This window comes from Atopomonas hussainii (assembly GCF_900109735.1).
In the GTDB taxonomy this organism is placed as follows: Bacteria; Pseudomonadota; Gammaproteobacteria; order Pseudomonadales; family Pseudomonadaceae; genus Atopomonas; species Atopomonas hussainii.
The window spans coordinates 90,918-104,998 of sequence record NZ_FOAS01000013.1; the positions used below are offsets into that span (position 1 = coordinate 90,918).

General features: G+C 60.9%; 17 protein-coding genes. 14 read left to right on the forward strand and 3 right to left on the reverse strand.

Features of this window, described 5'->3' with window-relative positions; all coding sequences use genetic code 11:
- Positions 1-12: 12 nt before the first annotated feature.
- Positions 13-252, reverse strand: coding sequence for a CDGSH iron-sulfur domain-containing protein (locus BMX80_RS13655; RefSeq protein WP_074869463.1), 240 nt, complete (start codon positions 250-252; stop codon positions 13-15).
- A 171-nt stretch (positions 253-423) separates the two neighbouring features.
- Here BMX80_RS13655 and BMX80_RS13660 point away from each other — a divergent pair, with 171 nt between their 5' ends.
- Both BMX80_RS13660 and BMX80_RS13665 read left to right on the forward strand, forming a co-directional pair.
- Entirely contained in the window at positions 424-1,515 is a 1,092-nt protein-coding gene (locus tag BMX80_RS13660; protein WP_074869465.1) for an endonuclease/exonuclease/phosphatase family protein, read from the forward strand.
- A gap of 29 nt (positions 1,516-1,544) precedes the next feature.
- Complete coding sequence (locus tag BMX80_RS13665; protein WP_235821646.1) at positions 1,545-2,378, forward strand: substrate-binding periplasmic protein; 834 nt, start codon at positions 1,545-1,547, stop codon at positions 2,376-2,378.
- Here BMX80_RS13665 and hrpB read toward each other — a convergent pair.
- Entirely contained in the window at positions 2,299-4,821 is a 2,523-nt protein-coding gene (hrpB, locus tag BMX80_RS13670; RefSeq protein ID WP_074869470.1) for an ATP-dependent helicase HrpB, read from the reverse strand. The two genes, BMX80_RS13665 and hrpB, sit on opposite strands and share 80 nt — an antisense overlap.
- Before the next feature lie 148 nt (positions 4,822-4,969).
- On the opposite strand from hrpB, the gene BMX80_RS13675 reads away from it, so the two are divergent.
- The 9 genes from BMX80_RS13675 (at position 4,970) to BMX80_RS13715 (ending at position 11,749) form a co-directional block, all read left to right on the forward strand.
- Positions 4,970-5,386, forward strand: coding sequence for a polyribonucleotide nucleotidyltransferase (locus tag BMX80_RS13675; RefSeq protein ID WP_074869473.1), 417 nt, complete (start codon positions 4,970-4,972; stop codon positions 5,384-5,386).
- On the forward strand, positions 5,386-5,898 hold the full coding sequence (locus BMX80_RS13680; RefSeq protein WP_074869476.1) for a DinB family protein: 513 nt from the start codon (positions 5,386-5,388) through the stop codon (positions 5,896-5,898). The genes BMX80_RS13675 and BMX80_RS13680 overlap by 1 nt, the downstream gene beginning before the upstream one ends.
- Entirely contained in the window at positions 5,882-6,766 is an 885-nt protein-coding gene (locus BMX80_RS13685) for a cation diffusion facilitator family transporter (protein ID WP_074869479.1), read from the forward strand. Before BMX80_RS13680 ends, BMX80_RS13685 begins: the two co-directional genes overlap by 17 nt.
- Before the next feature lie 70 nt (positions 6,767-6,836).
- On the forward strand, positions 6,837-7,256 hold the full coding sequence (locus BMX80_RS13690; protein WP_074869481.1) for an MAPEG family protein: 420 nt from the start codon (positions 6,837-6,839) through the stop codon (positions 7,254-7,256).
- A 21-nt stretch (positions 7,257-7,277) separates the two neighbouring features.
- A complete protein-coding gene (locus BMX80_RS13695) occupies positions 7,278-8,012 on the forward strand; it encodes a sulfite exporter TauE/SafE family protein (protein ID WP_074869567.1) in 735 nt (244 codons plus the stop codon).
- 54 nt (positions 8,013-8,066) lie between these two features.
- Positions 8,067-8,522, forward strand: coding sequence for a hypothetical protein (locus BMX80_RS13700; protein WP_074869485.1), 456 nt, complete (start codon positions 8,067-8,069; stop codon positions 8,520-8,522).
- On the forward strand, positions 8,519-9,175 hold the full coding sequence (locus BMX80_RS13705; protein WP_074869488.1) for a class I SAM-dependent methyltransferase: 657 nt from the start codon (positions 8,519-8,521) through the stop codon (positions 9,173-9,175). Before BMX80_RS13700 ends, BMX80_RS13705 begins: the two co-directional genes overlap by 4 nt.
- Before the next feature lie 187 nt (positions 9,176-9,362).
- The gene (trxA, locus tag BMX80_RS13710; RefSeq protein WP_074869490.1) at positions 9,363-10,241 is read left to right on the forward strand and encodes a thioredoxin; all 879 of its coding nucleotides are present in this window, start codon (positions 9,363-9,365) and stop codon (positions 10,239-10,241) included.
- A gap of 446 nt (positions 10,242-10,687) precedes the next feature.
- Positions 10,688-11,749, forward strand: coding sequence for an AraC family transcriptional regulator (locus BMX80_RS13715; protein WP_074869492.1), 1,062 nt, complete (start codon positions 10,688-10,690; stop codon positions 11,747-11,749).
- A 168-nt stretch (positions 11,750-11,917) separates the two neighbouring features.
- Here BMX80_RS13715 and BMX80_RS13720 read toward each other — a convergent pair whose 3' ends face one another.
- Positions 11,918-12,304, reverse strand: coding sequence for a hypothetical protein (locus BMX80_RS13720; RefSeq protein WP_074869495.1), 387 nt, complete (start codon positions 12,302-12,304; stop codon positions 11,918-11,920).
- A 126-nt stretch (positions 12,305-12,430) separates the two neighbouring features.
- Here BMX80_RS13720 and BMX80_RS13725 point away from each other — a divergent pair, with 126 nt between their 5' ends.
- The 3 genes from BMX80_RS13725 to BMX80_RS13735 are packed head-to-tail and all read left to right on the forward strand — an operon-like array spanning position 12,431 to position 14,081.
- Entirely contained in the window at positions 12,431-12,751 is a 321-nt protein-coding gene (locus BMX80_RS13725; RefSeq protein WP_074869498.1) for a hypothetical protein, read from the forward strand.
- Between the two features lie 10 nt (positions 12,752-12,761).
- Positions 12,762-13,361: a DUF2796 domain-containing protein gene (locus tag BMX80_RS13730; protein WP_074869500.1), complete on the forward strand. Its 600-nt coding sequence runs from the start codon at positions 12,762-12,764 to the stop codon at positions 13,359-13,361.
- A gap of 15 nt (positions 13,362-13,376) precedes the next feature.
- Positions 13,377-14,081: an ATP-binding cassette domain-containing protein gene (locus BMX80_RS13735; protein ID WP_074869502.1), complete on the forward strand. Its 705-nt coding sequence runs from the start codon at positions 13,377-13,379 to the stop codon at positions 14,079-14,081.

Sequence of the window (14,081 nt, forward strand, 5' to 3'; positions counted from 1 at the left end):
TCTTAGGCGTGATTACAGGCGCGAATGGCTACCGTCACACAGTGGCGCTTTCGCACTGTGCTTGCAACCGCAGAAGTACAGGGTTTGGTTTTGTTCGGCGTGAAACTTGAGCGGCGTCATGCCGCTGCCTTGGTGCGAGCCATCACACAGCGGCTGCTTGGCACTTCGGCCACAAGCGCACCAGAAGTAATCCTTACCGGCTTCTACCTCGACGGGGTACGGCGCTTTTTGCGCGATCACAGGCGTATTCATCTGACTAATCCTTGCCCAGCACGCTTTGGCTAGGCGCTGGTTTCCGTTAAGCTCGGCCCTCACCTTGCGCAACAAGCCCGTGCTAAGGCCTTGCGCCGCGAAGGACTGCCCATACCAATAAGAGTCTAGCTGTTATTGCTCTGCCTCAAGGCAGGCCTTGTGAGGTCGTTCATGCGCGCATTGCGCTTTCTCAGCGTTACCCTAGTCAGCATCGCCGCCATTCTGGCCGCCTTGGTGTATGCCCTGACGTGGCACCCCAAGCCGCGCGAAGCTGCCGCCGTTAGCTGCCCCGCCGACACCCCGCGCTTACAAGCCGGGCAAACCCTTAAGGTGATGAGCTGGAATATCCAGTATCTGGCCGGCAAAGAGTATGTGTTCTGGTACGACCTGCTGGATGAAAGTGGCCCCGACGAACGGCCCTCCAGCGCCGCCATTGCCCGCACCTTAGAAGACGTCGTCGCCATTATTCGCGACGAACAGCCCGACATCGTGCTGCTGCAAGAGCTGCACGACGGCGCTAAAGCCACCGACTATCAAGATCAACTAGCGCTGCTGCAAACCCAGCTAGGCAATCTATACCCATGCAGCAGCCAAGCGTTTTATTGGAAGGCCGCGTGGGTGCCGCATCCGCGTATTTTCGGTAGCGTCGGCATGAAGTTAGCCACGTTGAGTCGCTACGAAATCAGCAGTGCCGAGCGTCGCCAGCTGCCGTTGATACCTGCCGACCCAGTCACCCAGCAGTTCAACTTAAAGCGCGCGCTGCTGCTCAGCGAAATGCCAGTTAAGGGCGATAAACCGCTAATCGCCATCAACACCCATCTGGATGCCTTCGCCCAAGGCTACGACACCATGCAAAAGCAGGTAGCGATGACCCGCAGCCTGCTCGACAGCCTCACGCAAAACGGCCAAAGCTGGGTGATCGGTGGCGACTTCAACCTATTGCCGCCGGGCCAATATGACGATTTGCCAGAAGCGCAACGCGCCTACTTCCAGCCACACAGCGAACTGGCTTCGCTGTGGAATCGCTACCCGATGATCCCCAGCATTCGTGATGGCCGTGGCGAGCATCGCCAGCAGTGGTACACCCACTACCCTAACGACCCTGCCGTGCAAGGCCCCGACCGCACGCTGGATTACCTGTTCTACAGCCCGCGCCTGTATTTACAGGGTGCCTATGTGCGCCAGCACGACACTTTAAGCGTCAGCGACCATTTGCCGGTTTTAGCCCTGTTTGCCTTGCCGCCGGCGCTGCCGCAGCCATAATCAGTTAAACGTCGTCATCGAGTCGTTGGATGCGTATGTTGCGTTTGTTTTTATTACTGCTCTGCACCTTACTGAGCAACGCCGCTATGGCCAGCCCCGAGGCGGCCAAGCGCACCTTGGTGGTGGCTTACTATGACTTTCCACCTCTGAGCTATACCGACACACAAGGCCAAGCCACCGGTGCTGCCATTGAAATGGTGCGCCGCCTCGGCAAACATGCTGGCTATCCACTGCACTTTCGCCAGTTGCCCAGCGCACGGGTGTACCAAGGCTTACTGGATGGCAGCATCGACATTTGGCCCGGCGCGCTAGGCAAACCTGAATTGGCTGGGCACGTGCTCCCCAGCCAAGCGGTTGTAGGCCACACCGAGCTCAATCTGTATCGCCGCCCCGACACCCTACCGCCGCGCCTGCCAGACGACCTGCGCGAGCGCGAGCTAATTCTGATTCAGGGCTACACCTACTGGCAGACCGCCACGGCGATTTTGGGCGACCCCAACCTCAAGGTGCAGATGCACACCACCAGCAATCACGAATCGGCGCTGCAAATGCTGTTTAAGCAACGTGGCGACTACCTGCTGGACTACAGCGCGCCGGTGAATGCCGCGCGCAAAGCGCTACAACTGCCCGAGCTGCCCTACACCACCTTGTACCGGCTAGATTTGTCGATCATTTTCTCGCGCTTAGCGCCGGACGCCGAACAGGTGCGTGCCGAGTTCGATCAGGCCTTCTTAGAGCTGCGCGCCGCCGGCGAGCTGCAAGAAGAGCTTGAAGCACTGGGCGTCAGCGCGGACGCACCCGCGCCGTTGCCTGTGCCTGTAACGGGTCATCCGGCCAGTAGTGCTTCGGGTAACGGCCCTTAAGGTCTTTCTTCACCTCGGGGTAGCCGTTGGCCCAGAAGCTGGCTAAGTCTTGCGTCACCTGCACGGGCCGCCGTGCTGGCGAGAGCAAATGCAACTTAAGCGGCAAGCGCCCACCGGCAATAGATGGCGTTGCAGTTAAGCCAAACACTTCTTGCAAGCGCACCGCCAGCACCGGCGGCGACTCGTGGTAATCCAAACGCACACTAGAACCCGAGGGCACGCTGATGCTCACCGGCGCCAACTCATCGAGCTGCTTGGGCAACGGCCACGGCAGCAAGGCTTGCAGCATGGCGGCGGTGTCTAACTGAGCAAAATGCGCCAGCCGTTTAACGGGGCCTAAATACGGCAGCAGCCAGTCTTCAAGGCTGGCCAGCAAGGCGCTGTCGCTCACATCCGGCCACTGCGATTGGTCTTGCTCGGCCAGTTCCAGCTCGCGCAGCAAATTCACCCGTGCGCGCCACTGCTGCACGGCCTCGGGCCAATTCAGCAAAGCCAAGCCACGCTTACGCACTAAGCCGAGCAGCGCTTGCCCACGGGCGGCGTCATCCAGTTGCGGCAAAGGGCTGGTTTCCAGCACTAAGCTACCGATGCAGCGCTGCCGCTCGGCGCGCAGCTCGCCGGCGCGCTCGTCCCACTCCAACACATCACGCTGGCTGACCAGTTCTGCCAAGGGGCCGGCCAACAGGCTGACGTCGAGTTCCGCAGCGAGGTAAATCCGTTCCTCACGCTGGCCTTGCCGACTGCCAAGGCTAGCCACCACCAAATACGTGCACTTAGCTAAGTTATCGGCCTCGGCAAACACCGCCGCGCGGCCATTGCTTAAGCGGTAGCTGCTGCCTTCGCCACGGCGCTGAGCCACCCGATCCGGGTAGGCCAGCGCCAGCAATGCGCCCAGCCAGCGCTCGTGCTCTGGCTCAGGCACTGCCTCAGTCACAGGCATGGATTTGAGCACGGCCTGATACTGGCGTTGCAGTTGTTTCACCCGTTGCAGGGTGCCGCGTTCGGCGCCGCTCACCCCACGTTCGCCGCGCAGCGCTTGTACGCGCAAATGCAGGTCTGCCTCTCGACTGCGCAGCACATCGCGCTCGGCCAGCAAGGCCGCCAAGGCACAGCCCAATTCGCCCAGCCCTAAGGCTTGCGCGCGCAGCAGCATATGCGCCAAACGCGGGTGCAGCGGTAATTCGGCCATGCGCTGGCCGTGTTCGGTGAGGGTAAAGCCCGCGCCTTTCACCGTTAGCGCGCCGAGGGCGACAAGCAAGTCACACGCTTGCGCCAGGGCTGCGGCGGGCGGCACATCGAGCCAGATCAGCTCGCGCGGGTCATCTACCCCCCAGCGGGCTAAATGCAGCGCCAGCGGAGCGAGATCGGCCTGGAGAATTTCTGCCGAGGCATAGGCCTCCAGCTGCTCTTGCTGGCTGGCCGACCACAGCCGATAACACACACCTGGCTCTAATCGCCCGGCACGCCCGGCGCGCTGGGTGCTGGAGGCCCGCGAAATACGCTGGGTGGCCAAGCGGCTCATGCCGCTGGCCGGGTCGAAGCGCGGCACGCGCTCTAAACCGCTGTCGATCACCACGCGCACCCCGTCGATGGTCAAACTGGTTTCGGCAATATTGGTCGCCAGCACCACTTTGCGCTGGCCCTCTGGCGCGGGGGCAATGGCTTGGCGCTGCTGGGCTAAATCCAGCTCGCCAAACAGTGGGCACAGCAGCACTTCGCTGCGCCCTGCCAGCGCTTGGTTTAGCTCATCATGCACGCGGCGGATTTCCGCCTGCCCGGGCAAGAACACCAGCACGCTACCGCTTTGCTCGGCCAGTGCTTGCAGCACGGCAGCGGTGACTTTCGGCTCGATAAACTCCCCCGCCTGCGCCGCACTGCCGTGCACGATATCCACCGGATAAGCGCGGCCCTCGCTGCTAACCACCGGCGCGTTATTAAGCAGCACGGCTAAACGCTGGCCGTCTAAGGTGGCCGACATCAAGAGGATTTTCAGCGGCTCATCACGCAACAAGGTGCGCCCGCTGTGGGCCAAGGCTAAGCCTAAATCGGCATCTAAGCTGCGCTCGTGAAACTCGTCGAAAATCAGCAGGCCGACGCCATCCAGCGCCGGGTCTTCCTGCAGTTGGCGCAGCAGGATGCCTTCGGTGACCACTTCGATACGGGTTTGCGCGCTGACCTTGCTGTCGAGCCGCATGCGATAACCGACGGTTTGCCCGCAGCGCTCGCCGAGCTGCTCGGCCAAGCGTTCGGCAGCGGCGCGTGCGGCCAAGCGGCGCGGCTCCAAGAGAATGATCTTTTGCCCCGCCAGCCACGGCTCGTCTAATAAGGCCAGCGGCACGCGAGTGGTCTTACCGGCACCGGGCGGCGCTTCCAACACCGCTTCATCGCGCGCGGCCAAGGCTTGGCGCAAGGCAGGGATCACACTTTCAATCGGCAGCGTCATGGCACACTCAAAATCGCACGCACAGGGCAAGTAAAATCACTGCCCCGTTCAGCAAGGGTTCAAACAAGGCGCGGCATTATACCCAGCCGCTTGTTTTGCCATGTTCGCTCGGTATAGTCGCCGCACCATTTCTTGAGGAGTTTGCCGTATGCCGTCTCTGAAAAAACTCACCGCTGCCATGCTGTCTGCCGCACTGGTAACCCAGCTCAGCGCCTGCGGCACCCTGCTATACCCAGAGCGTCGCGGGCAGATTGATGGCCAAATTGACCCCGCTATCGCGGTACTCAATGGCATTGGCATTCTGTTTTATGTCATCCCCGGCTTGATCGCCTTTGCCATCGACTTTTCCACCGGCGCCATCTACCTGCCTGACGGCAAATACAGCGTGGCCCCGGAAACCTTAGCCCCCGCGCTAAATGCCGACGGCACGGTTAACCAAGCCAAGCTGCAGGCGATTCTAGAGCAGCAACTGGATATCAACCTGCCGCTCAACCACCCCAACTTGCAACAGCGCAGCGGCAGTGCCGAACAGCTGGCAGCACTGGGCTTAGCCCCGGCGGCTTGATGCTCAAAGAGCACCTCGGCCGCATGCTGGCCTACCACAGCTGGGCGCAAGCCCAGCTGATTCACACCCTGACTGACTTGCCCGACGACGATTACTTCGCCGATCAAGGTCTGTTCTTCGCCAGTATCCACGGCACCCTCAACCATATCGCCTTGGGCGATGCGCTGTGGCTAGGCCGTTTAAGCGCCGAGCCATACCCCGTAACGCGCCTTGACCAGCCCTTAGCCGATGACCTAGCTGGCTTGACCAGCATCATCGCCAGCACCCTAGAGCAGTGGCAGACTTGGTTTAGCGCACAGGAGGAGTTCCACCTGTTCGAGCTCGTCAGCTACCGCAGCATGGCGGGCGCGCCGGGGCAACGGCGCAGGGCCGACCTGATCAGCCATGCGCTGAACCACGCCACCCACCATCGCGGACAAATCAGCGCCGCGCTGACCGCTATGGGCTACCCTGCGCCCGAGCTAGACTTGCTCTACGCCCCGCAGGAGTTGCTGGATGAGTACCCACGCTAATTACCGCTTCTGGTTAAAACTCGCCAGCCGTGCGGCGGTGGTCACGGCGCTGCTACTGATTACGCTCAAGACTTGGGCGTGGCTGGCCTCGGGCTCGGTGAGTTTGCTCGCCGGCCTGACCGACTCATTAATGGACGGCCTCGCCTCGCTGCTTAACTTGCTGGCCGTGCAAATTGCCCTCAAACCCGCCGACCGCGAACACCGCTTTGGCCACGGCAAAGCCGAGGCGCTGGCTGGCCTTGCGCAAGCCGCGTTTATTACCGGCAGCTCAGTGTTGGTGGCGCTGCAAGCCGCCGACCGCCTACTGCACCCCAAGCCACTGGCGGCTACCGACTTGGCCATCGGCGTTATCGTCGTCAGCCTAGTGATGACGCTGGCACTGGTCACCCTGCAAAGGGTCGCCTATGCGCGCACCCAGTCCACGGCGATTGCCGCCGATGCGCTGCACTACCGCTCGGATATCCTGCTCAATGCCGGCATCTTGTTCGCCCTGTGGGCCAGCAGCTTTGGCTGGCGCTTACTCGACCCTATCGCCGGCTTGCTGATTGCCGCGTACATCCTGTTTAGCGCGTGGGGCATCGTACGCCACGCCCTGCGCGTGCTGATGGATGAAGAGCTGGCCGACGAAATTCGCCAGCACATCTTAAGCCTCGCGCGCAGCACCCCCGGCGTGCACGGCGCCCACGACCTGCGCACCCGTAGCGCCGGCGCCGATTGGTTTATTCAGCTGCATTTAGAACTGGACGGGCAAATCAGCCTAGAACAAGCGCACCGCCACTGCGACGCCGTGGAGCAGGCGATTAAGGCCGCCTACCCGCAAGCGCAAGTGCTGCTGCATGCCGACCCGCCCAGCGCACTACGGCGTTGAGCGCGGCGCTTGCCGAGCTAGAGTAATTACTCTACAAAGGCACTTCCTATAACAACAAAGAGCCTCTGCTATGACCCTTACCCCCTCCGCCCTTGCCTTGCTCGGGCTATGTGCTTGGCCCTTGTTATTGGCGCTGCTGATGGAAAGCTACCGTGCCTTTTATGTGTTTACCGGCAAGATTGCCATCAATGGCTTTGCTGCCGATGGCAGCAACTCGCCGGACGCCTTCGGCAAGCGTTTAGTCCGCGCGCACGCCAACTGCTATGAAAACCTGCCGATGCTCGGCGGCGTACTGCTGTACGCCATCGTCGCTGAGCAAACCGCCATGACAGACCCGTTGGCCTATGCCTTACTGGCTGCGCGCGTGGTGCAAAGCGTGATTCACTTGCTCAGCACCAGCCCGCTGGCCGTGTGGGTACGCTTTCTGGCTTATAGCGCGCAGGTTGGCATCACCTTGTATTGGATTGGCCTGCTCAGCGGCCTGCTGTAAGCCCGCTTGATTGTGAGCAGCATGCCCCTCGCCGATCTCACCCTACTGCTATTAGCCGGCCTCGGTGCCGGGGCGATGAATGCCTTGGCCGGCGGCGGGACGTTTTTGGCCTTTCCCGCGCTGCTGGCCGTGGGCCTACCCGCGGTAAGCGCCAACGCCACCAATGCGGTGGCGCTGTGGCCGGCCAGTTTGGCCAGCACCTGGGTCGGACGCAGCCATTGGCGCCAGCAGTTACCGACACTTAAACCGCTGCTACTGGCGGCCTTAATCGGCGGTGCATTAGGCAGCGGCTTATTGCTGATCAGTGGCGAGGCGCTGTTCCGCCAGCTCATCCCTTGGCTGCTATTGCTCGCCACGCTGCTGTTTGCCGCCGCGCCGTGGCTAGTACGCAAGCGCAGCACAAACGACGCTAAGCTCTGGCCGCTGATTCACGGTAGCGGCGCTGTGTATGGCGGCTTTTTTGGCGCCGGCATGGGCATTGTGCAGCTGGCTTTGTTTACGCTGGAAGGCCATAGCCCGCAACGCGCCGCCGCGCTAAAAAACCTGTTTTCGGCAGTGATTTACAGCGTGTCCAGCCTAGTGTTTATCGCCGCCGGCGCGATCAGTTACTACCACCTGCTGTTGCTGCTCGGCGCCACCACGCTGGGCGGCTATCTGGGCGGCAAGTTGGCGGATTGGCTACCGGCCTTCTGGCTGCGCCTGTGGGTGATTGCTGTGGGCAGCGGCATGACGCTGTATTACTTCTGGCAAGGCTGACAGCTGGGCGCGAATCCGCTATACAAGCGCCCTCTGTTTTGTGATGAAGTCGCCATGCGCCGTTTAGCCCCCGCCCTGTTATTGATCTGTGCAGCCGTGCTGACCTTGCTGCAAGGTTGCGCCAACGAGCCCGCCACGGCGCCGCTGCCCAAGGTTGCCCCCGCCAAACTGAGCACGCCAGCACCGCGCGGCAACACGCAGCTGCACACCCTGCATGGCCAGCTACACGGCGCGGTAGCAGGCAGCACGCCGGTGGATGTGGAGCTAGCGATCTTGATGCTCGATACGCGCGGCAAGCCGGTAGCGCTGCTCGATAGCGAAGCGTGGTTTGGCAATGTCGCCAGCCCATTCCAACTGGCCCTCGACCCGCAGCGCTTACCACCCAGCGCACGCCTGCAACTGCGCGTGCGGGTGACCCGCGACAGTCGTCTGCTGGCTTACGTGCACCACGAACTCAGCCAGCCGCTGCCCCGCCAGTTACCGCCGCTGCGCTTGCAGGTGCTGCCATGAACGCCCCGGCCAGCCTGCAAAATGCGCTGAATGAGCTACTCGGCGACGCCCAACTGATCGCCGAGCCGCTGCCGGGTCGCGAAGACTTACGCCTATGGCTGATCGACCCGGCCAATATGCAGCGCGCCTTCAGCCCGGAAGAAACCGAACGCATCTTAGGTGAACCGCCGTATTGGTGTTTTTGCTGGGCCAGCGGTTTAGTGATGGCGCGCTACTTGGCGGATAACCCCGCCTTAGTCGCCGGCAAAAAGGTGCTGGATTTCGGCGCCGGCTCCGCCGTGGCGGGGATTGCCGCCAAATTAGCCGGTGCACGCGAAGTGGTCGCCTGCGACCTCGCCCCACTGGCACTGGTCGCCAGCCGCGCCAATGCCGAGCTGAACGGCGTCGAACTGCGCTACAGCGCTGATTTTTTTAACGAGCCCAACGATTACGACCTGATCTTGGTTGCCGATGTGCTCTACGACCGGGAAAACCTGCCGCTGCTGGATGCCTTCTTAGAACGTGGCCGCGAGGTATTGCTGGCCGACTCGCGCATCCGCAATTTTCAACACCCGCGCTACCAACACCTGCACGTGGCCGAAGCCAGCACTTGGCCAGATTTGGCCGAGCCGAAAGAGTTTCGCCGCGTCACCCTGTATCGCAGCCTGGCGTAACCACGCGCAGGCTTTGCTCTAAAAGCCGCCTACGCTCGGTCATGCGGTGTTGTCATCGGCCTCAGCATGCTCATTTACAGCACGTAAACTGCGCTGCTTCGGCCCATGACGCCTTGCCTGCCCCGCGCTCGACGGCTTTTCGAACAAAGCCTAAGATGCGCACCTGCTTGTTTTGCCGGATAGCTCCATGAACGCCAACACGCCGTATATCTTTGATGTCAGCACTGCCGAGTTCGATCAGCTGGTGCTGGAGAACTCCTTCCACAAGCCCGTGCTGGTGGATTTTTGGGCCGAGTGGTGTGCGCCCTGCAAAGCGCTGATGCCCATGCTGGCGCAAATCGCCGAGTCATATCAGGGCGAGCTGCTGCTGGCCAAGGTCGATTGCGACGCCGAGCAAGACCTGACCATGCGCTTTGGCATCCGCAGCCTGCCTACTGTAGTGCTGTTTAAAGACGGTAAGCCGGTGGATGGCTTTGCCGGTGCGCAGCCCGAATCGGCGATTCGCGAAATGCTCAGCGCCCACGTGGCCGAACCGGCACCGCTGGCACCGGGCGGCGATTTGCTAGAAATCGCCGCCGCGCTGCACAGCGAAGGCCAGCTGGAACAAGCCGAGGCAGCGCTTAAGCAGCTGCTCGCCGAAGACAACCAAAACGGCGCGGCGCTGATTCTGTTTGCCCGTTGCTTAGCCGAGCGTGGCGAACTGGGCGAGGCCGAGCTGGTTCTCGGCAGCGTGAAGGGCGACGAGCACAAGCAAGCGCTGGCCGCCGCGCGCGCGCAAATCACTTTCCTACGGCAAAGCAGCGACCTGCCCAGCGCCGCCGAGCTGCAAGCGCGCCTTGCCAGCGATGCCGCCGATCACACCGCGCGCTACCAGCTAGCTATTGTGCAACTGGCTGCGCAACAACACAGCGAGGCGCTGGCTAACCTACTGCAACTGTTTACTCACGCACGGGATTACGAGGGCGGCCTGCCGCACAAAACCTTGCTGCAAGTGTTCGAACTGCTCGGCAACAGCCACCCGCTGGTCAGCGAGTATCGTCGCAAGCTGTATCAGGCACTTTACTGACGCCAGAAAAACCTTAACTATCCAACTCCTGCGCTGTAGTGGTGCAGGAGTTTTTTTATGCGTGTTTGTTTTGAAAGCACCATTGACTTAAATCGGCGAACGGCTCAAGCACAAGGCGCCCGGAGCGCAGCCATCGAGGCATACCGTCTGGTAGACGAGATGGCGAGCACCGCGCAACGCTGTGATTGAGTCGTGCAGACATTTAAGCGGCGCTTTCTCGCTAGGCAAAAAAAAGGCGACCCAAAGAGTCGCCCAACAACAGAAGTAGGAGTAGCTGTCGCAAAGTGCCGTGCGCCAGCTTCCGGAACCGTTAAGTTCAAGCAGCAAAGAGGCATCCAAACTCTTGCTCAGGCTAGACAACCGACTTAGCCCAAGGCCGCTCCCAAGCGCTCCAGAGGTCGCTCGGCTTAACAATAATGATAAAAGTGCACTGCGGGGAACACCTCATGGAAAGCGGCCATCCGCTTGTCATCACAGGCCACGGGCAAGATGCCAACGAGCATTTGTCGGTCGCTTGGATCAACAATCTGTTAAGCGTGGCCCAGCAGTTTGGCGCCAGCAGTAAAACCCTACTTAGCGAAGCAGGGCTGGATGCGCAGATTTTGCGCAACCCCGTCGACCGCGTGAGCAAAGCGCAAACCCTCACCTTGCTAAACGCCGCCTGCCGCGAGCTGAACGACCCTTTTTTTGGCCTGCATTTAGGCGAACAAATTCGCCCAGCGGCGTTTAACGCCTTGGGCTACGCCGCGATGAGCTGCGCCACGCTGGAAGACGCCGTGCAGCTGATCCCCCGTTATGACGACGTGATGGAAAACTTTGGCCGCACCCTGTTTAGCAGCGACGGCCAATTTGCCACCTTAAGCTGGCGCTCTAACTGCGCCATGGGCGAGCCCCTGCGCCCGCTGCAAGAGGCGATTGTCTCGGCATGGGTGAGTTTTGGCCGTTGGATTACCGGCCAACGCGGCATGATTACTCAGCTGCAATTTGCCCACCCCAAGCCCGCCGACCTGCGTGAATACCAGCGTTTATTTGATAACGCGCCGATGCAGTTTGATGCGCCACAAAACGCGCTGATCTTTCCGCATTTTCAGCTGGCCATGCCGCTGAATCAGCACGACCCCGAGCTCAACCGGCTGATGCGCAGCAAGGCCGAGGCCATCGTAAATAGCCTCAATCAGCCGGGCGTCACCACCCGGCAAGTCGCACGCCTGCTACAAGCCTCGCTGCCACGTGAAGCGCCGAATATTCAAAAAGTCGCCCGCGAAATGGCCATGAGCGAGCGCACCTTACGCCGCCGTTTAAGCGCCGAGAACACCAGCTACCAAACCGTGCTCGACCAAGTGCGCCACGAGCTAGCGCTGTTTTATCTGCGCGAAACCACCATGAGTATTTTCGAGATCGCCCAGCTGCTGGGCTACGCCGAGCACAGCAGTTTTTCCCACGCGTTTCGTCAGTGGACCGGCTGCTCGGCGCAGGAATACCGCCAGCAGCAGGGTTGGAAGAAATAGCAACAGAACGAAAAGCACAGCCATTTCAGGCTGTGTAAAAACGTCACGAGCGCAGGCTAGGCAAGGCAAAAACAGGCGAAAAAGCGCAGTTTACGTGTGGTAAATGAGCATTTTGAGCCTGCTTTTAACGCCGCATAGCCAAGTGCAGTAGTTTTCACACAGCCTGATTTAGCAGGGCTTTTCCTGCCAGCGATAGATCGGCGCACTACCCTCCTCGCGCAGCACCACTTGCGGATGATGGCGCAGGCGTACTAACAAGCGCTTGGCCTCCACATCGCTGCCGGCCAACGCGAGCAGTTCGCTGCGCAGCGTTGGCCCATCGCACTCGCCATGCGCGGCCAGCACTTGCAGCGCGAGGGTTAGCAACTTATCGCCATTGGCCACCGCCTGCTGCGCTTGCTCGGCCATGCTAAGGGGGGCGCTAAGCGGCGCGTTGCCGGCTGCTGGTGCAGCTCCTTGCCCCGCTAAACAGGCGGCTAATTGCGCCCACTCGTGCGGCTCGAAGGTAACCTCTAGCTCAACCGGCGTGTCGCCAATGCGGCCCTGAATTTTCATCGACTAAAAAGCCCCCTAACGAAGGAATGTTTCGCAACACTTAAACCCGTGTTAAGCCCTGCTTGTGGTTTAATCCGCTGCCTAAGTGTTACAACATAACCTGTTTAATCCGCACGGAATTTTGCCATGCTTCAGCGTCTGCCCACTTTGCGCCGCACCGCCTTTTTGGCGGCGTTGCTGCTGGGCGTGATGCTGAGTGTACAAGCCGTTGAGCGCCTAGAGCACGACCACCCTGAAGGCGTGCATGCTGCCGACTGCGCGCTGTGCTGCCTGCCCGGCCTGCACAATGCCCTGCCGGCGAACTTGGCGCTGGCCTTGCCACCACAACAAGGCGCTGCCCCCGCCGATCAGCCTTGCCGCCATGCGCTAACACTGCCCAACGTGCAAGCCCAAGCCCGCGCACCGCCAGCGGCATCTCAAACCCGTCACTACCTATTTATTGTTTGAGGATTACCTAATGCGTCACCTGAAAACCACCCTGCTGGCTGCCTGCCTTCTGCCCCTGTCTGCTTTGGCTGGCGACCACGCTCATGACGAGCATAAACATGAGCACAAGCAAGAGACCAAGCACGAGCAGCACGAGCACGACAGCCACGATCACAGCAGCCTCGACGCGCACGAACACGGCCACGCGCGGTTAAACCTAGCGCTGGAAGGGCAAACCCTAGAGCTTGAGCTAGAAAGCCCCGCGTTTAACTTGATCGGTTTTGAGCACGCGCCCAGTACCGACGCGCAAAAGGCCAGCGTTGAAAAAGCCCGCCAAGCGCTCAGCGCACCGGCCAGCTTGTTTGGCATTCCAGAGGCCGCGCAGTGCACGCTGGATAAGCAAGAACTAGAAAGCCCGCTGTTTGCCGCCGAGCAACATCAAGGCGAGCACAGCGAAATCCACGCGCATTACCACTTCACCTGCGCTAATCCCAAAGCACTGGATGAGCTAGAGCTGAACCTGTTTAGCCAGTTCCCGCAGCTGGAAAAGCTCGACGTGCAAGCCATCAGCGAACACGGCCAACACGGCGCCACGCTGAGCGCGAAGAAACCTCACCTGCACTTGCACTAAGCGCGGAGCCCACCGATGTCTGCAGTTCTCAGCCTGACCGACTTACAGTTTGCCTGGCCGCAGCAGCCGCTGTTGCTGGATATTCCCCAGTTTGAACTGCAGCGCGGCGAGCGCTTGTTTTTAAAAGGCCCCTCCGGCAGTGGCAAAACCACGTTGCTCGGTTTGCTTGGCGGTATTCAGCTGCCGCAGCAGGGCCAACTGACCTTACACGGCACGGCCTTGAGCCAGCTCAAGCCGGCCGCGCGCGATCATTTTCGCGCCGACCATATCGGCTACATCTTCCAGCAATTCAACCTACTGCCGTTTTTAGATGTGCTTGGCAATGTGCTGCTGCCCTGTCGTTTCTCGCAGCGTCGCGCCGCCCGCGCCGTTGAGCGCCACGGCAGCCTGGAAAACGCCGCCGCACATTTGCTCAATCACTTAGGCCTGCCCAGCGAGTTGCACGCCCGCCGCGCCGATGCCTTGTCGATTGGCCAGCAGCAACGTGTCGCCGCCGCACGCGCGCTGATTGGCAGCCCCGAGTTAATCATTGCCGACGAGCCCACTTCGGCACTGGATTACGACAGCCGCGAGGGGTTTATCCGCCTGCTGTTTAACGAATGCGAAGAAGCCGGCGCCAGCCTGATGTTTGTCAGCCACGACCAAAGCTTGGCGCCGCTGTTCGACCGCGTGGTCGATTTACAGCAGCTCAACCGCGTTAGCCGGCCACAGGAGGTTTAA